Source organism: Nostoc sp. (assembly GCF_054880495.1).
On sequence record NZ_JBTYKD010000094.1, the window covers coordinates 24,882 to 45,486 of the forward strand.

Consider the following 20,605-nt stretch of genomic DNA (forward strand, 5'->3'; position numbering starts at 1 on the left):
ACAAAGATATTTAGGATTGGGCATTGGGCATTGGTTATTTTCCTCGTCTCCCTCATACCCCCACTCCCTAGTACAGACGCGATTAATCACGTCTCTCCCCACTCCCCAGCCCCAAATCTTAAACTCGACCTCGGAGAAACTGTGCCATTTCATTAGGAGTTGGTGACATTTCTAAAGCAGTTTCTTCGGTTATGCGACCAGCTTGATAGAGGTTGAGCAACGACTGATTCATCGTAATCATGCCGTCAAAGCTAGCTTGTTTCATCAACTCGCCAATTTCATCATACTTACCGTCTTTGATCCATTCTTTAATAGCCTCAGTATTAATCAGCACATCGTGGAAAGCAGCCCGCTTGCCGTCAGTTGTGCGACATAAACCTTGAGCAATTACTGACACTAAAGACTCAGAAATTGCCACCCGCATTGCATCCTGTTCGTCACCAGAGAAGAGATTGAGAATCCGCTCAATGGTTTTGACAGCGCTATTGGTGTGCAGGGTTCCCATGACTAAGTGACCAGTCTGAGCGGCTTTTAGGGCGGTGTTAACTGTTTCCTTATCCCGCATTTCCCCCACCAGAATCAAATCTGGGTCTTCCCGCAAAGCTGCTTTCAAAGCGTTGTCAAACTTCCGGGTGTGCATTCCCACTTCTCGCTGTTTAACTAAAGACTTGCGGCTTTGATGGACAAATTCTATCGGGTCTTCAATGCTGATGATATGCTTGGCCATTTCCTTATTGATGTAGTCAACCATCGCTGCCATTGTGGTGGACTTACCAGAACCAGTCGGGCCAGTCACCAAAATTAAACCTTTGTGGTAATGACAAATATCCCGAAAAATTGTGGGTAAATTCAACTGTTCCATAGTTAAGATTTTCAGTGGAATCAACCGCAACACCATTGCAGGCCCTTTGAGGGAGCCAAAAACATTAATCCGCACGCGAGCAAAGTCATACTGAGTTGCTCCGTCAAATTCTAAGCTTTCTTCAAAGCGCTGAATTTCTCCCTGACTCATCACCTCCCGCAACCAATTCATGAAAGTTTCTTTATCTGTTTCTGGATAATCCGTTGATTGAATTTCTCCTCGGCTGCGGAAGCGGGGTACTTCACCTACGCCCAAGTGCAAGTCAGAATATCCCTGATCGTAAGCTAGCCTGATTAACTGGGCTAAAGTGAGTTGTGGAGTGCTGTTTTGAGGGCGTACTGAAGTAGGTATTGGCGGTGCACTAACCGGACGATGACCTACAACAGGTGCGGTGGCGCTCCTATCCATTGACATATCTATTGTTTGTGTCATCTGCCGTTGCGTGCTAGAGGGTGGCGGTGGTGGCGGCATTGGTGGCAGGTTACGTCCGGCAGGAGAGTTAGAATTTAACGGAGACTGTGATTCTGTCATATATCTTAAAATTTGGCAGTTAAAAAGTTGAATTAGCAAAAAGTCAAGTCACTTGCTTCGATGACTTTTGCAAGATGCTTGCGTGCAAGCCCTGGCGGTGATGGGAGGCGATTGAAACTCGTGAACCACGGTCAATCCATTTTATCCCCCTCAGGTTGTATCTTTTTTTTCATAAAATTCTACTACTCAGAAAATTGAAAGAAATTATTTAACCTATCCATCCTGGTTTAACACACATAAGGACTCCAGGTGTAGCAGTAAATATACTTAGATTTTTAGTAAACTATAATACTTTAATATCAACATGAATATTCTCAGGATTTAGATGAGAAATTTATCCCAGATATGGACACGAATTGCCAGCAATTAACAGCACAAACACTAGCAGATCATTTATTCAGCCCATCTATTAATTATGAGAACCACTACTAATTTTTATAAGAAATATTAAGTTCAATCAGAGGAATATCCTGGGGATCAAGGTTAAAAGCTCATACCTTTTAGCTTCTATACCTCAAGAGGGATGCATAAAATAAGTTTTTTTAATACATACGGACTTGACTTTGAAATCATAATTACAAAAAATTAACTGTAAAGTTTAGTAAATAAATGCTCATTTTCCTGATTAGTTTTTATATACTGAATTTCACTGAGAAAGAAAATCAGTTAACTCGCCAAATGCGAGATATGGCTGAAGTTAAAATTTGCTCTATATTTTTGGGAGGAAAAGTCATGGTTTCTGCTCAAAGCTCTAATCTAGGAAAGACCTACTCCTTGTTGGTGATTAAAAGCTTTTTGATATGGACTTTTACATTGGGAGTATGCTTGTTGGTTGTCGGTTTTCCATTAGTTGTTTTGATGGCTACGGTGGGATGTCTGTTGTCCATTGTCTTGCAATCTGTGATGCCTGTTAGTGCTGTTTTGCTTGTAGCAGGCGCTTTAATCATGTTTAATGTCATCGCAGTTGTATTGGCTGCGGGTGTCCTAACTCTTAAAGGAGTTCATCCTAATCAAATCAAATGGTTAAGCTGGCTGCATGGAGAAGTAGACCAAATGCAGACTACTGTTTATGCTGCTTGCCCTTTAACTTGTGAGATTAAGTAGTTATTACAGGTGAATTCAAAAAACAGTGCGTCTGCCCGGTTAAGCCGGGTTTTTTCATGCTCTTTGTGATTTGAACTTGTCAAATCAAGATATGGTCATTACAGTTGAATTCGAGAAACAATGCATTTGCCCGGTTAAGCTGGGTTTTTTTGATATTTTGTGTCATTTACCCATTTACAGCACTTTGCAGGTAAATTAAGTACACATCTTAATATGATAAATCTTGTGGGGTGGGCATCCTGCCCGCCCTTGTGTACCTCATTCAGATGAAATGTGCTGTATCCCTCTTTTGTCACTCTCTGGGAGGGTAATAGCTAGAAGCCTCATCAGGCAATCAATACAAGCTATCCTATTAGAAAAAAATGGGTGTTGTATTTGTTATTAGAAAAAAATCGTGTGAACCCTTGGTAGATAAAAGCTCTAGAGTTCAGAAATGGCAAATGTTTTCGGAGAGTGACAGAAGAGGGGTATATTTATGATTTGTGTGATGATTGACCGCCAACTATTGACTATTGACCATAAACCATTGACTATAACCATTGGCAAATGACAGATGACTAATGACAAATGACTAATCAAAAATGCGTTTGCATTATCTTGGGTACTCGTCCAGAAGCGATTAAATTAGCTCCAGTAATTCAGGTTTTCCAGAAATATTCCGGTTTTGAGTTGCAAGTCATTCTAACTGGACAGCATCGGGAGATGGTTGAGCAAGTTATGCAACTGTTCAACATCAAAGCAGATTATAATTTGGAAATTATGCAGGCTCGGCAATCTCTAAATGATATTACCTGCCGAAGTTTACAAGGGTTAGAAGCATTATTTCAGGAGAAAAAGCCAGATTTAGTGGTGGTACAGGGAGACACTACCACGGCTTTTGCCGCAGCTTTGGCAGCTTTTTATCAAAAAATCCCTGTTGGTCATGTAGAAGCAGGGTTAAGAACTGATGATATATTCAATCCTTACCCAGAAGAAGCTAATCGGCGGTTGATTTCTCAAATTACTCAGTTGCACTTTGCGCCGACTCCTTGGGCTGTAGAAAATTTGCACCGTTCGGGTGTTTTGGGTGAAATTCACATGACGGGTAACACGGTAATTGATGCGCTGTTAAATGTAGCTGCAACCCAAGTAGTCTGCAATGTGCCAGGCTTAGATTGGGAATCATATCGCGTTTTGTTGGCAACAGTTCATCGCCGGGAGAATTGGGGAGAACCACTCCAAGCGATCGCTCAGGGCTTTTTACAAATTTTAGACAAGTTTCCTGATACAGCTTTGCTGCTACCATTGCATCGCAATCCAACAGTGCGAGTCCCATTGCAGGAACTTTTAGGGAATCATCCGCAAATTTTCTTGACAGAACCTCTAGATTATGGCGAATTGGTGGGAGCAATTGGGCGATCGCATCTTTTGCTGACTGACTCTGGTGGCTTGCAAGAAGAAGCCCCCAGTTTGGGAAAACCAGTGTTGGTTTTGAGAGACACCACCGAAAGACCAGAGGCGGTTGCAGCCGGTACAGCTAAACTTGTAGGCACTACGAGTCAGAAAATTTTTGCAGCAGCAGCGGAGTTACTCAGTGATCCAGATGCTTATCAAGCAATGGCAAATGCAATTAATCCCTTTGGGGATGGTCATGCAGCAGAGCGCATTTTGCAGATTGTACAAAATTACTTGGGTCTTTCATCAGAAATATCAACTTAGGAATTTAGATTAAACAAAGATTGTACTGCCTAGATTTTCGATCCCCCTAACTCCCCTGAAAAAGCTAGGGTGTACACACAAGTAGTCCTAGAGCGAGTTTCCAGCCAAAAAAGGTAGATTCAAACTGATACAATCTCCCAATCAAAGTCTCTCGTTTCCATGAAGATCATGAGAATGGCTGCCGCCTCCAGTTAAATATTGAGTCAGAGACTCAATGAATGCGTTGCCATACAGAGTATGGGAACGAGGAAAACCTCATCAAGCTAGGTTTTTAGGACTTGTGTTTACACCGTAGCCTTAAAAAGGGGGAACTAGAATCTTTTGCCCCCAATTTGCGGGGGTTGGGGGATCTAAAACTACGGTAAATTGCGTATTTGATCTCAAGTTGACACGTATGACAGATGTACGCCCCTACCTATGTATATCTGTATCTCAGAAGAAAAAAGGTAGAACTTGGAAAGGAGATTTTCAAAGGATGGCTTCTGGCTAAATACCCAAAGCTGATCGAGTTTCGGGGCCTACAACACCATCTACAAGTAGACCTTTACTTGCCTGAAAGCTTCGGACTCGGCTAACAGTTTCTTGACCGTAAATTCCATCAACCGTGAGATTACCTAAAGCTGTCTGAACGTCTCTGACAAGCAGACCTTTAGAACCAGGAGTAAGAATCAACGAACCGCCAACACCACCAGGTCTAGTCACAGAAGGATTGTTAGGTTTATCACCAATCCATCGGGCAAAAATGTATCTCCCCGTAGAAAGCCTTGCAAAACCGTTTTCATACCTTTCAATCGCTGGAAGTGTTGCACCATTTGGTACACAGTCTACAGATGAGTAGTTGGCGCTTGGGCCTGTACGAATACGTAAACAACTGCCGTTAGTCTTTACATATGCAGCCGAACTCATTTGAATTTGGGTGACAGCAACAACTAATACACCAACGCCAGCTAAAGCTAACCAAGCTGAAGATTTAAGTAGTTTTTTCCAATTGAATTTAGATTTGCTGTTTCCAGATAACTCTTCTTGAGTAATAATTATCTCGGAAGATTTAAAAAGTTTTTTCCAATTCCATTGAGATTTAGGGGGATTAGATTTAGCATTTCCAGATGCTTCTTCTTGAGCAATAAACATGTGGGAATAAGTAAGATATTCCATGATGCACTCCTTTATATGAAAAAATGAGTCTTGGCAGAGAATTACTTGGTTATTCTCTGTATTTATTCTTAGTATATTTTATATCACTATTTTCTCACAAATTTTTACTGGTAGCGAAATTAAGAAAAAATAAAATTAGTCAAAAGTAGGACTTACCCACTGGACAAATTAATCATCATATGGTTTATGAAAATAGCAGGACTTACGCAAACAATAGCCAAAAAGAATGATTTTCACGTAGGGGCAATTCATGTAGCTTTAGCTGACCGCAGGGTATTGCCCCTACCGTGTGTAGCTTTGAATTACAATAAACCAAAATGTTGTCATTGCGAGGGCAGCGTTCGCAATGACATATCACAAGTAATTTAGCGGACATGATATAATTGCGGACTTTATGGCGATTTCGTTAAACTATAAAAACTGTCAGAACGTATCTTACTGCCATTTCGCCAAACTTCCACTTTTTCAGGGCTGACTAAATAATAAAAACTCCCATTATCTGCTCGATATCTGCCTTTACCAATATTCAAAGCTGCTATCTTTATAGGCTTGCTTGAGTCTCGCTTTAACTGCCCAATATAAAAGAACCGACCATTTTCTTCACAGACTTTTACACGAATACTTGCAGTCTGACCCTCAATGATGGTAACTCCATTGCATTTAGTATCAGTGCTAACAGGTGCAAAATCTATTGGAATTGGCTGTGAAGGTGAAACTTGCTTTGCTACTGGGGGTGGCGAGACTGGGCGATTCGGGTTATTCACTTGCTGAATAGAACCAGAACCAACACTTGCAGTTAAGGATGTCAATACACGAAGCGGATCAACTGCTATTCGACCATTTGGATGAACTTCAAAATGCAGATGAGGTGCAGTACTATTGCCTGTAGATCCCATCTCGGCAATAATTTGACCTTGAATGACCTGTTGACCTTTGCTCACCAACAAACGGCGATTGTGACCATAAACAGTAAGGCTGCCGTCGAGATGTTTAATAGTTATGGCATTGCCTAATCCCCAGTCATCCCAGCCTGCTTTTACAACTGTGCCGGATGCAGCAGCAACAATAGGAGTTCCAGATGCCCCGGCAATATCAATTCCTTCATGTTTATATTTGTGGAAGCCTTGAGAAATAAACCCTTGTGTCGGCCAGATTAAGTTAGAAGCAGGGATAGGAGTTTGCCCAATTGGGGAATCACTTGCTAACTGTGTTAAAGCGGATGTAGTTGTACTTAATACGCCAATTAAGGATATTAACCCAATTAGTCCATAAGTACGGTATCGAGAAACGGTAACTTTTTTCATAAGTTGTAAGCCGATTAAAACAATAATTCAGATGGTTTCTGATTATTTGTTGTTTCAAACTTACTCGGTATATATCAGGAAATTAAATTGAGAAGTATTTAATCGGACACGATATAATATCTGCTCCGTATGCCAGCCACCGACGCATCGAACGACGGCATACGTTTATTATAATTTTTCCCTTCTGGCTCAGGCTTTAGTGTAATTACTGATTAATTTTGCTAAGTCTGGCACTGCTTCTTCTACGTGTTTTTTGGCGGAACCGCGAAGTTTTTCATAGGTTCCGCGCACGATTTGGCGCTTTGCGTTCTTGACTCTGGCATCGGTAACACCGAGTAGCGCGTCTGCTGTATAAGAGCGATTTGTACTCAGGTGTTCAATTGGATCGCCTTTCTCTACGCCTTCATTCCAGACGGGATCAAGTGCGGTGAAACACTGGGGCAGGATCTGCTCAACGACGTAGGAGATATACCCTGGCTTAACCCCCTTGAGGGCGGCGAAGGCAGTTTTCAAAGCGAGGCCGCTCATACCTGACTTGGATGCAAGCTGTCCTTCTATCATCTTGCAACAGTCATCTATGACCATCGCCTTTTTGGTCGGGTTCAAAAGTCCGTCGCTAAGTCCCATTTCACTTTTCCTTATCTAAGTACTTAATTTATATTCGACTAATTTTATTAGCAACCAGGAAATTACAGAAAAGTACTACTGGGCTAAACTTGTTAGCGTTTAGATCCCCCGCTTCTTGAAGAAGTCGGGGTGCTGTCTTACCACGCAATTTGCCTTTTCTCTTGCACAACTCGCTGATAAACTTCCTCTGTTTGCTTGGCTAATTTCGGCCAGCTAAAGCGTCGCTCTAAATCCTCATAAGCATTATCCACCAGCCATTGCCGATAACCTGGATTTTTCAATACTTCCAAAATTCCCCAAGCTAAAGAATCGGGATTGTTCACCCAAGTAACAATACCTGTTTTGGTATGTTGAACCACTTCTGGGAAACCACCAGTATCAGAAACTACTACAGGAACACGAGAAGCAAAGCTTTCTAAAGCCACAATCCCAAAGGGTTCGTAAAAACTCGGAAAAACGGCACAGTCAGCGATAGTTTGGAATTTATCTAAGTATTCATCGGAGAGAAAACCTGTAAAATAGCAATGGTGCCAAATTCCCAAATCCCAAGCTTGGCGCTTGAGATGGTCAGTATTGCCGCCACCAACGATCACAATTTTAACATTACCTCCCATTTGAGAAAGGATCTTGGGTGCGGCATGAAGTAATACAGGTACACCTTTTTCGTAGGTCATACGACCGAGGTAATAAACGATTTTCTCATCGTCTGTGGCAAATTGGCGGCGAAAATCCAGAGCATGAAAATCTACGTGATGCTGTTTCTTTTCGGCTCGGATACCGTTATAAATGACATCAATTTTGTCCCAAGGACTATGTAGCGCTCGTTCTACTTCTTGGCGCATATAGTCGCTACAAACAATAATCCGCCAAGCGTTGTAAGCTAGCAAGATTTCTTTGCTATTAATATAGCCTTGGATGTCCGTATTAATGCCGTTATAGCGTCCGTATTCTGTGGCGTGAATTGTTGCAATTAGTGGTATTTTAAAATTATGTTTGAGTGCGATCGCGGCATCTCCGACTAACCAATCATGAGCATGAATTAAATCAAAGGCACCTTCCTCCAAGATCAACTTACCACCGTGTTCTCCCGTACTCAGGTTGAGATTGACTACCCAGTGGAAAAAGTCGTTACTATGGCCGACTGGCACCCGATGTACCTTTACTCCCTCAACTACTTCATACATCGACGCCTGACCAAACTCTGCCGTAATCAGGTGGACTTCATGCCCTAGCTTTACCAGTTCCGGGTACAATTCCGCTACATGCCGCGCAATTCCCCCAACAATCCTTGGCGGAAACTCCCAACTCAGTACCAGTATCTTCATCTACTACACTCCCCGACACTTTACAAATATCTAAAAATACAAGGATGCTAAATGCACTGAGTATGTTTACTAAAATTTTTAGATTTTTTAACTTTAGATTTTTTAACACTGATAAAGTATCAGTGTAAATTCTTTACTATACTACTTTCCAAACAATCTGTTAATGGCTTGCTGACTCTGCTTTCATCTTTAACCAGCCAAATACCTGTTCTACTGTCAACTCTAAATCAACACCATCTAGAATAGTTAAGCTATCTTCTCAATGACAAAATTCTGGTTGTTGATGTGGTTTAAATACCAGAACTGAGCGCTCATTAGGATCAATCAACCATCCCAACTGACAACCATATTTTAAGCAGTGCAAAATATTGCTTGTAACTCCATTGGAACTCTGACTGGGAGAAAGAATTTCAATTATCCAGTTTGGAGCAATTAGCAGATCATCTACAGGTTCTCCGTTCTCGTCAAACTCAATTTGTTGCCAACGAATAACCGCCACATCTGGAACAATTGACCGACCACCAAAAGTACAACGCAACTCTGGAAAAGCATAAGCGGTTTGCCTTTTCTCTGTGACTTGATTAATGGGATTAATCAACTTAGTCTGAAGTCGGTAGTGGCGGCTTTTCGGCATTGGTTTCTGGATAATCTCACCATCAATATAAATACTTGCAGGCTTTGTTTCTGGTAACTCCAGAAACTCCTCTAAGCTTAGGAATGCAGATTTTGCAACACTCATGACTTCTGCCACTCCGAAAGTACTATATCCAGTTTATCAACGTTTGGCACTGGCTGGATACAACCAGGCGATCGCCTGCCTATATAGGAATCCGATTTGTTAGGCGTTGCTCACCCACTCCAACGAGGGTTTGCGCTGCGACTTTACACAATCTTGTAAATAAAGGTTAATCAGGCTCTGATAGGAAATGCCAGTTTCTTCAGCAACAACTTTAAAGTAATTCACGACATCCTCCTCAAGTCGAATCGTCAGTATTTAAAGTCAAAGGGTATTACGCGCGATCGTACCTCGCCTATAGGAATCTTGGAAAATTGAGTTGATGAAGCAACTTGCTACCCAGGTTGCGTAGGCGTAGCCCGTACTTCTCTACGAGACGCTGCGCGTAGCTGGCTTCCCGAAGGGTACGGCAAGCTCAGTAACCATCGTAGACATCGCCTAAAACCAGCTTTTGGTAAAGAATTGTAATCTAAAATCCCAAATCCAAAACCCAAAATTCGTATGAGTCCCTGACTACGGTAGTCTAGATCAGAGTGAATTTATCGCCTGGTTTGATATATTGTTTTATGACTACAGTAGTTTCTAGTCCCCCACGCACTATTCGGATTGGTTCACGCAAAAGCCAACTTGCTCTGGTTCAGACCTACTGGGTACAAGAGCAACTCAAGAAAAGCTTTCCTGATATCACTTTTGAAGTCCACACCATGTCTACCCAAGGCGATAAAATCTTGGATGTAGCATTAGCTAAGATTGGCGATAAAGGACTTTTTACTAAAGAACTTGAAGTTGGAATGCTCAATCGGGAGATTGACTTTGCGGTTCATTCTCTTAAGGATCTGCCAACTCACTTACCAGAAGGGTTAACACTGGCAGCAATTACTGAACGGGAAAATCCAGCAGATGCATTAGTGGTGCATGAAAAGCACAAAGATAAACAAATCGATACTTTACCCGCAGGTGCAGTAATCGGTACATCTTCACTGCGGCGGTTAGCACAGTTACGCCACCACTTCCCCCATTTTGCATTTAAGGATGTCCGGGGAAACTTGATTACACGGTTGGCCAAACTGGATGCAGGCGAATACGACGCTTTGATTTTGGCAGCAGCAGGGTTAGAAAGATTGGGAATGAGCGATCGCATTCATCAAGTTATACCCAAAGAAATCTCCCTCCACGCCGTTGGACAAGGAGCTTTAGGGATAGAATGCCGTTCTGATGATAGTGAATTGCTATCTCTACTCAAAGCGATCGAACATCCCCAAACACGCGATCGCTGTCTTGCGGAACGATCTTTTCTACGCTTCTTAGAGGGCGGCTGTCAAGTACCTATTGGTGTAAATACAGAAATATCTGGTGAGAATTTGACCTTAACAGGGATAGTCGCCAGTGTAGATGGTCAAAAGCTGGTAAAAGATACCGTCACAGGCATTGCCAACAACGCCGAAGCACTAGGCATAGAACTAGCAGAACTGTTGCGGCAACAGGGAGCGCAAGAAATTCTATCAGAAATTTTTGCGGTGATTCAGCGCGGTTCCTAAGCAATTAGGTAAGCCGATGTGATTAGATAAGAATTGATCGCCGTTGCACAAAAAACGTGCCAGACGCGATAAATCGCGTTGGTCGGGATCAGAGAGTTAATTTGACAATATAGACTCAGGGAAGCAAAAATTACGATGCGGATTCTATTTGTTGCAGCAGAGGCAGCACCCATTGCCAAAGTAGGAGGAATGGGTGATGTTGTCGGGGCATTGCCCAAATTCCTGAGAGAAATGGGGCATGATGTGCGGATATTCTTGCCTTACTATGGCTTCCTCCCAGACAAAATGGAAATTCCTAAAGAACCCATCTGGCGGGGATCTGCCATGTTCCAAGAATTTGCTGTTTATGAAAGCCTTCTGCCTGGTACTGATGTTCCTTTGTACTTATTTGGACATCCCTCCTTTTTACCTCGCCACATTTATTCTGGAGATGGTGAAGACTGGCGGTTTACCCTGTTTGCTAATGGAGCAGCCGAATTTGCCTGGAATTACTGGAAACCGGAAATTATCCACTGTCACGATTGGCATACGGGGATGATTCCCGTGTGGATGCACCAAGATCCTGATATCAGCACAGTCTTTACCATTCATAATCTGGCTTATCAAGGTCCGTGGCGTTGGTATTTAGAGAAAATTACTTGGTGTCCCTGGTATATGCAAGGACACAATGTAATGGCGGCGGCGGTGCAATTTGCCGATAAAGTAAATACAGTTTCGCCAACTTATGCCGAGCAAATCAAGACACCAACCTATGGTGAAACATTAGAAGGTTTGCTGTCTTTTATTAGCGGTAAATTATCTGGGATTATTAATGGTATTGATACTGAAGTTTATAATCCCGAAAATGACAAATACATTGTTCAAACCTTCACTGCTGATACTTTAGAGAAACGCAAAGCCAGCAAAATTGCTTTGCAAGAAGAACTAGGATTAGAAGTCAATTCCAAAGCCTTTTTAATTGGGATTGTGACCCGATTAGTGGAACAAAAAGGCATTGATTTGATATTACAAATCCTCGATCGCTTCCTATCTTATACAGATGCACAGTTTGTCTTGTTAGGAACAGGCGATCGCTACTATGAAACTCAGATGTGGCAATTAGCATCCCGCTTTCCCGGACGCATGGCTACTTACTTATTGTATAACGATGCTCTGTCTCGCCGGATCTACGCTGGTACTGATGCCTTCTTAATGCCCAGTCGTTTTGAACCTTGCGGTATTAGCCAAATGATGGCTTTGCGCTACGGTTCTGTACCCATTGTCCGCCGCACAGGTGGATTAGTTGACACCGTAACCCATTATGACCCCGAAAATGTCATAGGTACAGGTTATTGCTTTGACCGCTATGAACCTCTAGACCTTTTCACCTGTATGATCCGTGCTTGGGAAGGCTTCCGTTTCAAACCGCAATGGCAAGAACTACAAAAACGGGGCATGAGTCAAGATTTTAGTTGGTATCAATCTGCCAAGCAATACGTGAAGTTGTACAGGTCAATTTACGGTTTGCCAGAAGAAGAAGAGGAGGTACCACAACCAGAATTAGTGTTAAACGAAGTAGTCATCAGTAGCAAGTCGTAATCTACCTTTAAGGTCGTACATTTATTTATACGACCCTACTGTTTGTGAATCCTCATAGCATTGTTTAGATGAGCCTGATATCTAAAGATGCTAATCATAAGTTTTTGTTGTTTCTGAAACAATTTTTTTGGAAGTAAGTGAGTGGGCAAGAATAAATAAAACTATGTTACACAATGTAAAATTAATTAAATTGGCTTGCTTCTAGTAAGGGCTGAAGCGCTTAATACAAACCTTTAATTATTCACGCCCACTTACCTCACTCAACCGAGAACAGTTATATTCATCGTTCAACTGACTTGTACTGAGCCTATGATTGGCGCAGCCTCTCGTAGAGAAGTAGCGCTCACACGGAAGTCCACCAGTTGTACAAAACTAATGCTGAGTTATGGCGACTGAATCCTTTTATTCTCTGAAAAAAAATAAAGCTGCTATAAAGCTTTAAAAAAAAATTGTAATCTTGAAAATATTAAGAGCGGATAATTGTATATTAATTTTTGTATCGCTGCGATACAAGTTTTGATTGCCTCTTTTATCCCGGAACAAAAATGTTAGTAGAAAAAACTCATACTCAGCCTATTTATAATATTCCTTCAATCAGGAGTTATCGATGGTCAACTCATCTTGATTTATTAAGAGGATTAGCTTCTTTATTAGTTTTTATCGGTCATCTGAAATTCTTATTATTTCTAGAATATTCAGAAGTTAGTAATCCTAATTTTTTTATCAAAAGGTTCAATTCATTAACAGGATTGGGTCATCAATGTGTAATTATTTTTTTTGTTCTCAGTGGATTTTTTATCTCAGCTAGTGTACTAAGAACAATTCAGCAAAAGCGATGGTCATGGATTAATTATTTAGTAACTCGTTTAACACGTTTATAGCAATCCTAAATGAGTTGTGAAAAAAATGAACCATACATAAATATAGCAATCCTAAATGAGTTGTGAAAAAAATGAACCATACATAAATATTTTAGGAAAATCAAAAACTTGATGATTAGTAACGAGTTCAAATAATCTCTTGACTTGAGGAAACGATTTGCATAAGTGGTAAAACTCTCTAATAAATTTTTTAGCGTACAACCAGATGTCCTCTACAGGATTTTGCGTTGGGTCATTAGGTGCAAATCGAATACAAGTAACTTTCCATTCATCTTCACTTAACCCTTGATTCAGATGATCTAAGTAAGCTTTAAATTCAGCAGAACGATGATAACTAGCTCCATCCCAAATTAGAGCAATTCGGCTTTTTGGATACTGGGAAATTAAATATTGTACAAAAGCAATCGCGTTGCTAGAATCACCTTATTTGAGAACTGAGTATTGGCAGCAAGTCCAACAAATAGACCCAGAAAACTTAGTTTTCATCGATGAAATGGGTGTTTTATTGGGTTTAACGCGAACTCATGCTCGAAGCCCTCATGGAAGTAGAGTGTATGATTTTAAACCATTTTATCGGGGGGCGAAGGTTACAGTAATTGGGGCAGTAAGTATGAAACAAGTTTTGGCTGTTATGACTTTAAACGGTTCAATGGATGGAAATGCATTTAAAGTCTTTGTCGAAAAGTGCTTAGTTCCTCAACTCTGGTCGGGTGCTGTAGTTGTTATGGATAATGTTCCAGCACATAAAGTGGAAGGAATCGAGCCTTTAATTCAATCCAAGGGCGCAAGTGTTCTTTATCAGTCACCCTACTCTCCTGACTTTAATCCAATCGAACATTGGTGGTCACAATTAAAATCTTTTCTCCGCTCCTTTTCTCCAACCACTGCGAAAATGGTTGATGTTTTAATTGCGACTGCACTCGATTTGATTAATCCAGTGCATTTAAAAAACTGGTTTACAAACTGTTGTTACTGTACCTCATAAACCTGCAATACGCTGTATATCTTCTAGTTAATAATCCTAGTAAAATTAGACAAGAAGGAGCATACGAAAAATTTTCTAAAGGTTTAGCTGGATATTCATACACTCTTTATCTTGTCCACATGCCGATACTGTGCTTTATCAGAGCATATATAATTGATGACCGCCCTTGGCAACCAGATATTTTTCACTTATTCTTAGGATTGATTATAGGTGTATTTGTATTTTTGTATGCGGTTGTGATAGCACATTTTACTGAAGCAAAAACAGGCAGGTTTAGAAATCTAATCATGTCTTGGATAAAAAATAGACGTTTAAATAAAGCTTAGATATTAGTAGATGCGGTATGGTGGTGGGTAGTTTACTTCAAAACTCCTAATACCATTTCTTTTTATCGATAATTGCGATCGCTATTCACTGATTTTCATTGCTCAAAATCGATGGCGGAGCTATTAGGAAGGCATTCCCAGGTTCCACCTGGGAACGAGCATTAAACGTACAGACGCTATTAATCGCGTCTGTAACTTTTATTTCCCAAAGCCTTTACCGCGACTGGTTGAAGGTAGACTAATACAGTTTTCGAGTTGAGCAATTAAAGCCTGACGATCCAAATTTTGACCAATCAGCACTAGTTGGTTTTTCAATTGACCTTGCCATTCATCATCATCCAAGGTAAAGCGTTTACCGCAAAGGTGGAAAATATGACGCTTCGGACTTTCATCAAACCACATAATCCCCTTCGCCCGGAAGATATTTGTAGGTAGCTGGTTATCTAAGAAATACTGAAACTTCTTAATAGAAAAAGGCTTGTCAGTTTGGAAAGATATGGAAGTGAAACCATCATTTTCTAAATGGTCAGAATGATGGTCATGATGGTGATCATGATCGTGATGGTCATGACCGCATGTTGAGTGATCATGGTCATGATGATCGTGATGGTCGTGGTCATCTACCACTGTGTCAAAATATTTATCAGACTCAAATAGACCAACACTCAGAATTAAAGGAAGTGGCACTTGCGATCGCGTAGTGCGGATAATTCTTGCTCCTTCCTTCACTTCGTTAATTTTTCTTTCTAACTCCTTCAAAGTGGCTTCATCTACCAAATCAGTCTTATTCAGTAAAATTACATCACCATAGGCAATCTGGCTGTATGCTGCCTCAGAGTTAAATAAATCTAGGCTGTAATTCGCCGCATCTACTACGGTAATAATCGAATCCAAGCGGGTTAAATCCCGCAATTCTGTACCTAGAAACGTTAAAGCTACTGGTAGCGGATCTGCCAATCCAGTTGTTTCCACTACTAGATAATCTAGATTTTCTTGGCGTTCTAAAACTTTGTAAACTGCATCTACCAAATCATTATTAATAGTGCAGCAGATACAACCATTATTTAGCTCCACCATGTTCTCACCAGTGGAAACAATTAGCTCATTGTCGATGCCAATTTCGCCAAATTCATTCACGAGAACGGCGGTTTTCAAACCCTGTTGGTTGTTGAGGATATGATTAAGTAAAGTCGTCTTGCCACTACCGAGAAAACCTGTAATAATCGTTACTGGCATTCCTTGTTTGGGCGTATCCATTGCTTGAGATTGGGGTGTAACTGCTGATTGCATAGCGCTGTTATTCAAAGAGTCAAAAAATAGTAATGTAGCGCAGATAGTCCAGAAAACACTAGCATAGGGATGCTGGACTGTCATCCCAGCTGCTTTACCCTATTATTACCTATCTCCTTATTTCAGCATTACTCTGTTATGACCTTAACCCTTTACAATACCCTCACCCGTCGTCAAGAACCGTTTGAAACAGTCGAACCAGGCAAGGTTAAGATGTATTACTGCGGCGTGACGGTATATGATTACTGCCATTTGGGTCATGCTAGAGCTTGCATCGTTTGGGACGTAGTGCGCCGATACCTCCAGTTTATCGGTTATCAAGTCCGATATATCCAAAATTTTACTGATATTGATGACAAGATTCTCAATCGAGCCTGTGTTGAACATTCATCAATGGAGGCTGTAGCCGATCGCTTCATCAAAGCATATTTTGAGGATATGGCGCGGCTGGGGATCAAAGAAGCCGATGAGTATCCCCGCGCTACCCACACGATGAATGGCATTCAACGCTTAATTCACGAATTGGAAAATAAGGGTTTTGCCTACCCTGCTGACGGCGATATGTATTATGCAGTACGACTGTTTCCTGAGTATGGCAAGCTTTCGGGACGCAAGTTAGAAGATATGCAAGCCGGGAAAAGCGATGCCTACGGCGGGCTACGCCTACGCGTCAACGTAGATGATCCAGAGTACCAGAAAAAGAAAGATCCCTTTGATTTTGCTTTATGGAAGGCAGCAAAACCGGGAGAACCTGCTTGGGAATCACCTTGGGGCGCAGGTCGTCCGGGGTGGCATATAGAATGCTCGGCAATGGTGCGCGATCGCTTGGGTGATACCATAGATATTCATGCTGGTGGTACTGACTTAATTTTTCCCCACCATGAAAATGAAATTGCCCAATCTGAGGTTGTTACCGGAAAACCCTTAGCGCGTTACTGGTTACATAACGGCATGGTGAAGGTAGATGGTGAAAAAATGTCCAAATCTTTGGGCAATTTTACTACTATTAGAGACTTACTGGATCGAGGAGTTGACCCGATGGCGGTGCGCTTGTTCGTGCTAACCGCTCAATATCGCACACCAATTGATTTTACCCATGAAGCGATCGCCGCAGCAACCAACGGTTGGCACACCATTAAAGAAGGGTTAGTCTTCGGCTACCAATACGGGAAAAAACTGGGTTGGGGAGTGGGAACTGTCTCACTACTCCCTGAAACTGTTGAACGTTTCCAAGAAACTGTGAATAACGACTTTAATTTTCCTGGTGGGTTAACAGTGCTATTTGAATTAGCCAAAGAACTGCGCCGTCAGGGAAATCTTCTTGTGCATGAAGGGAAAACCGAAACATCACCAGAGGAGTTACAGCGTCAATGGCAAACTCTTGTTACATTAGCTGGAGTCTTAGGTTTAGAAGCCGAGATAGAAACACAACCTGAACAGAGTAATGGTTTAAGCGATACGGAAATTGAGGCGCGAATTCAGCAAAGGAAAGAAGCACGTATTGCCAAGAATTTTGCCGAAAGCGATCGCATTCGTGACCAACTTCAAGCAGAAGGTATTACGCTAATTGATAGCCGTGATGGCACACGCTGGCATCGGAATTAAAGGGTAGTGGGGAGTTAAGAAACGCGATTAATCGCGTCTGTACAGGAGTTATAAGAATTCTTTCCCCAATGCCCAATACTTCTCTACGAGAGGCTACGCCAACGACTTCTCTAGGAGACGCTACGCGAACGCTCACTACAAGTGCCCAATACTTCTCTACGAGAGGCTACGCCAACAACTTCTCTACGAGACGCTACGCGAACGCTCAGTACAAGTGCCCAATTCCCAATTCCCAATTCCCAATTCCCAATTCCTTAAATTATGTGGTCTGAACTTAAAAAAGCGATCGCTAGTTTCGACATTCCTGCTGATTGGATTGGTATTAGAGCCGTAAAGGAAACTTCTACTACCCGTTTGGTCCGTGACGCCTTACCCCAACTAAACGGCAAATCCTTCACTGTCGGAGCAATGCTGGAAGTTTTAGTAAATGGCTGTCTGGGTTATGCAGCAACTAACTCTCTAGAACTGTCTTCTTTACAAGCTGCTGCTCAAACAGCGTATAAACAGGCGCTAGCAGCCAGGGAATGGTGGATACATCCCTTCAGTGAAAGTGAGCGCCCTAAAGTCGTTGGTGAATATAAATCTCCATATCTTCAGCCATTGGATGCTCTGAGTCCGGGAGAAATCAACGATTTACTGGTTCGGATTTGCCAAACGCTGAAAGTTGACGACAAGATAGTGCAAACCTTAGCTAGTGCTAGCACAACCGAGAAAGAATCTTGGTTTGTCAGCAGCAACGGCTCAGAAGTCTATCAAAAAATACTATTGATAGGCACTAATTATGGAGCCACTGCCCAAGATGGGGTGATTGTACAGCAGCGTAGCAACAACGGCTCGCAAGCCAACTGTTACCAAGGCGGACTAGAGCTTTTAAAACAAGAAGACTTATGGCATCGGGTGCGGCAAATTGGCGAACAAGCAATAGAACTCTTGACAGCAGAAGAATGCCCAACCACCCGCACCAACTTAGTGTTAGCCCCAGACCAAATGATGCTGCAAATCCATGAAAGTGTCGGGCATCCCCTAGAAATTGACCGAATTTTAGGAGATGAGCGTAACTATGCTGGGGGCAGCTTTGTTAATAAAAGTGATTTTGGCAACCTAGTATATGGTTCGCCACTGATGAACATTACTTTTGATCCTACCGTGCCTGGTGAATATGCCAGCTATGGTTTTGATGATACGGGTGCTGTAGCAACGCGGGAGTATTTGGTTAAAGAAGGTGTACTCCAACGGGGTTTGGGGAGCCTGGAGAGTCAAGCCAGAGCAGGTGTAGCAGGCGTTGCCTGTGCCCGTGCTTCCTCATGGAATCGACCAGCGATCGATCGCATGGCAAACTTGAATTTAGAGCCTCTAAACGCCACCTTTGAAGACATTATTGGCGGCATACAACACGGCGTTTATATGGAATCTAACCGATCTTGGTCAATTGACGATCGCCGTTACAAATTTCAATTTGGTTGTGAGTACGCCAAATTAATTGAAAACGGCAAATTCACCAAAACCCTCCGTAATCCTAACTATCGCGCCACAACACCAGAGTTTTGGCATAGCTTAACCCAAGTAGGGAATGTTGATAACTGGCAAATGTATGGTACTCCTTATTGTGGAAAAGGAGAACCAAATCAGGCCATTTGGGTAGGACACGGTTCACCAGTTTGTGTATTTGCTAATGTCGAAGTTTTTGGTGGAGGAACTTGAAAAAGTGCAAATTCAGGAATTATCTGCGCTAGAAATCAGCTTTAATCGACTGATTGAAACTCTACTTATAAAAAAAGCAGAAAATGAACAATTCACTGTGAGACTAAGCAGTGAAAGAAGTCAATTTACTCGTTTCAATCATGCGAAAGTACGACAAACTGGTTGTGTTGATGATGGTTGGATCGAACTAACTTTGATGGCAGATCAACGCAGCAGTGTTCGACAGTTTCCTTTTACTGGAAATTGGGAGGTAGATTGGCAGTTAGCATATACTGCTTTACAAGAACTACGTGTGGAACTTATTGTATTACCTATCGACCCATATCTAGTTTTGCCATCAGGAAATAATATCAGTCGAGAACTACATTCTGGGAATTTATTGGCGGCGGAAGCAGTAGTACCCAATGTGCTAGAACTAGTTACTGAATTGGATTTTACTGGTATATACGCTGGAGGTCTTATCATTAAAGCTTATGGTGATTCCAACGGGCAAAAACACTGGTTTGCTACTGATTCTTTTACCTTAGATTATTCTCTATTTACCACCGATGGACAAGCAGTTAAGGGCACATTTACAGGGAGTAATTGGGATAAATCTGCATATATAGCCAAAATCAGCGAAGCCAAAAAGCAACTAGAACTACTTTCTCGCGCAGCTAAAGAATTGCCACGGGGACAGTACAAAACTTATTTTGCACCTGCTGCTGTTGCAGATTTATTAATGATGCTTTCTTGGGGTTCTGTGAGCGAAGCTGATATTCAGCAAGGGAATAGTTCTTTAGCTGCTCTATGGCGTCAAGAAAAACAACTTTCGACTGCATTTAGTTTGAAAGAAAACTTTCAACGGGGATTAGTACCGCGATTTAATGAATTGGGAGAAATAGCAGCATTGGAGTTACCAATAATAGAAAAAGGAGATTTAGTAAATACTCTGGTGAATTCTCGGACTGCGAAGGAATATAAAAAAATTTCTAATGGTGCTAATGGTTCAGAGACTTTACGAGCGCCAGAATTGAGTCCAGGAAATTTAGTATTTGAACAGATTCTTCCGAGTTTAGATACAGGATTATATGTATCGAATTTGCATTACTTGAATTGGAGCGATCGCCAAACTGGTAGAATCACAGGTATGACCCGTTATGCTTGTTTTTGGGTAGAAAAGGGAGAAATTATAGCTCCCATTGAAAACTTACGTTTTGATGAAAGTCTCTATGGCTTTTGGGGAGAAAACTTAGTAGATTTAACCACTTTTCAAGAATTCATTCCCGAAGTAGGTACATACGAAAGTCGTCAACTTGGAGGTAGTTTGGTTCCCGGTATGCTGGTGGAAGATTTTACATATACTTTGTAATGATTTCA

18 protein-coding genes and 1 pseudogene are annotated in these 20,605 nt (G+C 41.7%); 10 read left to right on the plus strand and 9 right to left on the minus strand.

Features of this window, described 5'->3' with window-relative positions:
• Positions 1 to 118: 118 nt before the first annotated feature.
• On the minus strand, positions 119 to 1,393 hold the full coding sequence (locus tag ACYTXL_RS10470) for a type IV pilus twitching motility protein PilT (RefSeq protein ID WP_461924674.1): 1,275 nt from the start codon (positions 1,391 to 1,393) through the stop codon (positions 119 to 121).
• A 732-nt stretch (positions 1,394 to 2,125) separates the two neighbouring features.
• Here ACYTXL_RS10470 and ACYTXL_RS10475 point away from each other — a divergent pair.
• Both ACYTXL_RS10475 and wecB read left to right on the plus strand, forming a co-directional pair.
• Positions 2,126 to 2,497, plus strand: coding sequence for a hypothetical protein (locus ACYTXL_RS10475; RefSeq protein ID WP_461924743.1), 372 nt, complete (start codon positions 2,126 to 2,128; stop codon positions 2,495 to 2,497).
• Positions 2,498 to 3,064: 567 nt separating this feature from the next.
• Positions 3,065 to 4,195, plus strand: coding sequence for a non-hydrolyzing UDP-N-acetylglucosamine 2-epimerase (gene wecB / locus ACYTXL_RS10480; protein WP_461924675.1), 1,131 nt, complete (start codon positions 3,065 to 3,067; stop codon positions 4,193 to 4,195).
• Between the two features lie 486 nt (positions 4,196 to 4,681).
• On the opposite strand, the gene ACYTXL_RS10485 is transcribed toward wecB, so the two are convergent.
• The 6 genes from ACYTXL_RS10485 to ACYTXL_RS10510 form a co-directional block, all read right to left on the minus strand.
• Positions 4,682 to 5,350, minus strand: coding sequence for a peptidoglycan-binding protein (locus tag ACYTXL_RS10485; RefSeq protein ID WP_461924676.1), 669 nt, complete (start codon positions 5,348 to 5,350; stop codon positions 4,682 to 4,684).
• A 392-nt stretch (positions 5,351 to 5,742) separates the two neighbouring features.
• A complete protein-coding gene (locus tag ACYTXL_RS10490; RefSeq protein ID WP_461924677.1) occupies positions 5,743 to 6,654 on the minus strand; it encodes a M23 family metallopeptidase in 912 nt (303 codons plus the stop codon).
• 189 nt (positions 6,655 to 6,843) lie between these two features.
• Entirely contained in the window at positions 6,844 to 7,281 is a 438-nt protein-coding gene (locus ACYTXL_RS10495; protein WP_461924678.1) for a DUF6918 family protein, read from the minus strand.
• Positions 7,282 to 7,418: 137 nt separating this feature from the next.
• Entirely contained in the window at positions 7,419 to 8,606 is a 1,188-nt protein-coding gene (locus tag ACYTXL_RS10500) for a glycosyltransferase family 4 protein (protein ID WP_461924679.1), read from the minus strand.
• Positions 8,607 to 8,865: 259 nt separating this feature from the next.
• Complete coding sequence (locus ACYTXL_RS10505; RefSeq protein WP_461924680.1) at positions 8,866 to 9,345, minus strand: Uma2 family endonuclease; 480 nt, start codon at positions 9,343 to 9,345, stop codon at positions 8,866 to 8,868.
• Between the two features lie 99 nt (positions 9,346 to 9,444).
• On the minus strand, positions 9,445 to 9,600 hold the full coding sequence (locus ACYTXL_RS10510; RefSeq protein WP_461924744.1) for a hypothetical protein: 156 nt from the start codon (positions 9,598 to 9,600) through the stop codon (positions 9,445 to 9,447).
• A 308-nt stretch (positions 9,601 to 9,908) separates the two neighbouring features.
• Here ACYTXL_RS10510 and hemC point away from each other — a divergent pair, with 308 nt between their 5' ends.
• The 3 genes from hemC (at position 9,909) to ACYTXL_RS10525 (ending at position 13,339) form a co-directional block, all read left to right on the plus strand.
• A complete protein-coding gene (hemC, locus tag ACYTXL_RS10515) occupies positions 9,909 to 10,880 on the plus strand; it encodes a hydroxymethylbilane synthase (RefSeq protein ID WP_461924681.1) in 972 nt (323 codons plus the stop codon).
• Positions 10,881 to 11,015: 135 nt separating this feature from the next.
• Complete coding sequence (gene glgA / locus ACYTXL_RS10520; RefSeq protein ID WP_461924682.1) at positions 11,016 to 12,458, plus strand: glycogen synthase GlgA; 1,443 nt, start codon at positions 11,016 to 11,018, stop codon at positions 12,456 to 12,458.
• A 545-nt stretch (positions 12,459 to 13,003) separates the two neighbouring features.
• On the plus strand, positions 13,004 to 13,339 hold the full coding sequence (locus ACYTXL_RS10525; protein ID WP_461924683.1) for an acyltransferase family protein: 336 nt from the start codon (positions 13,004 to 13,006) through the stop codon (positions 13,337 to 13,339).
• A gap of 51 nt (positions 13,340 to 13,390) precedes the next feature.
• Here ACYTXL_RS10525 and ACYTXL_RS10530 read toward each other — a convergent pair.
• Positions 13,391 to 13,762, minus strand: a pseudogene (locus ACYTXL_RS10530) (IS630 family transposase); the annotation flags it as partial.
• A gap of 4 nt (positions 13,763 to 13,766) precedes the next feature.
• Here ACYTXL_RS10530 and ACYTXL_RS10535 point away from each other — a divergent pair.
• Positions 13,767 to 14,324, plus strand: coding sequence for a transposase (locus ACYTXL_RS10535; protein ID WP_461924745.1), 558 nt, complete (start codon positions 13,767 to 13,769; stop codon positions 14,322 to 14,324).
• A gap of 524 nt (positions 14,325 to 14,848) precedes the next feature.
• Here the strand turns inward: ACYTXL_RS10535 and ACYTXL_RS10540 are convergent.
• A complete protein-coding gene (locus tag ACYTXL_RS10540; protein ID WP_461924746.1) occupies positions 14,849 to 15,940 on the minus strand; it encodes a CobW family GTP-binding protein in 1,092 nt (363 codons plus the stop codon).
• A 138-nt stretch (positions 15,941 to 16,078) separates the two neighbouring features.
• Here ACYTXL_RS10540 and cysS point away from each other — a divergent pair, with 138 nt between their 5' ends.
• From cysS to ACYTXL_RS10560, 4 genes are all read left to right on the plus strand, one after another.
• Positions 16,079 to 17,545 (plus strand): cysteine--tRNA ligase, encoded by a 1,467-nt coding sequence (cysS, locus tag ACYTXL_RS10545; RefSeq protein WP_461924684.1) that lies wholly within the window; start codon positions 16,079 to 16,081, stop codon positions 17,543 to 17,545.
• Positions 17,546 to 17,613: 68 nt separating this feature from the next.
• Entirely contained in the window at positions 17,614 to 17,817 is a 204-nt protein-coding gene (locus ACYTXL_RS10550) for a hypothetical protein (protein WP_461924685.1), read from the plus strand.
• Positions 17,807 to 19,246: a TldD/PmbA family protein gene (locus ACYTXL_RS10555; RefSeq protein ID WP_461924686.1), complete on the plus strand. Its 1,440-nt coding sequence runs from the start codon at positions 17,807 to 17,809 to the stop codon at positions 19,244 to 19,246. The genes ACYTXL_RS10550 and ACYTXL_RS10555 overlap by 11 nt, the downstream gene beginning before the upstream one ends.
• Positions 19,247 to 19,250: 4 nt before the next feature.
• Positions 19,251 to 20,597 (plus strand): TldD/PmbA family protein, encoded by a 1,347-nt coding sequence (locus tag ACYTXL_RS10560; RefSeq protein WP_461924747.1) that lies wholly within the window; start codon positions 19,251 to 19,253, stop codon positions 20,595 to 20,597.
• Positions 20,598 to 20,605 lie beyond the last annotated feature (8 nt).

Bases quoted from the DNA above. Each gene is read 5' to 3' on its own strand.
- ACYTXL_RS10540 (WP_461924746.1), bottom strand. From the start codon at position 15,940: ATGCAATCAGCAGTTACACCCCAATCTCAAGCAATGGATACGCCCAAA.
- ACYTXL_RS10550 (WP_461924685.1), top strand. From the start codon at position 17,614: ATGCCCAATACTTCTCTACGAGAGGCTACGCCAACGACTTCTCTAGGA.
- glgA (WP_461924682.1), top strand. From the start codon at position 11,016: ATGCGGATTCTATTTGTTGCAGCAGAGGCAGCACCCATTGCCAAAGTA.
- hemC (WP_461924681.1), top strand. From the start codon at position 9,909: ATGACTACAGTAGTTTCTAGTCCCCCACGCACTATTCGGATTGGTTCA.
- ACYTXL_RS10475 (WP_461924743.1), top strand. From the start codon at position 2,126: ATGGTTTCTGCTCAAAGCTCTAATCTAGGAAAGACCTACTCCTTGTTG.
- ACYTXL_RS10470 (WP_461924674.1), bottom strand. From the start codon at position 1,393: ATGACAGAATCACAGTCTCCGTTAAATTCTAACTCTCCTGCCGGACGT.
- wecB (WP_461924675.1), top strand. From the start codon at position 3,065: ATGACTAATCAAAAATGCGTTTGCATTATCTTGGGTACTCGTCCAGAA.
- ACYTXL_RS10525 (WP_461924683.1), top strand. From the start codon at position 13,004: ATGTTAGTAGAAAAAACTCATACTCAGCCTATTTATAATATTCCTTCA.
- ACYTXL_RS10555 (WP_461924686.1), top strand. From the start codon at position 17,807: ATGTGGTCTGAACTTAAAAAAGCGATCGCTAGTTTCGACATTCCTGCT.
- ACYTXL_RS10485 (WP_461924676.1), bottom strand. From the start codon at position 5,350: ATGGAATATCTTACTTATTCCCACATGTTTATTGCTCAAGAAGAAGCA.
- ACYTXL_RS10500 (WP_461924679.1), bottom strand. From the start codon at position 8,606: ATGAAGATACTGGTACTGAGTTGGGAGTTTCCGCCAAGGATTGTTGGG.
- cysS (WP_461924684.1), top strand. From the start codon at position 16,079: ATGACCTTAACCCTTTACAATACCCTCACCCGTCGTCAAGAACCGTTT.
- ACYTXL_RS10495 (WP_461924678.1), bottom strand. From the start codon at position 7,281: ATGGGACTTAGCGACGGACTTTTGAACCCGACCAAAAAGGCGATGGTC.
- ACYTXL_RS10505 (WP_461924680.1), bottom strand. From the start codon at position 9,345: ATGAGTGTTGCAAAATCTGCATTCCTAAGCTTAGAGGAGTTTCTGGAG.
- ACYTXL_RS10490 (WP_461924677.1), bottom strand. From the start codon at position 6,654: ATGAAAAAAGTTACCGTTTCTCGATACCGTACTTATGGACTAATTGGG.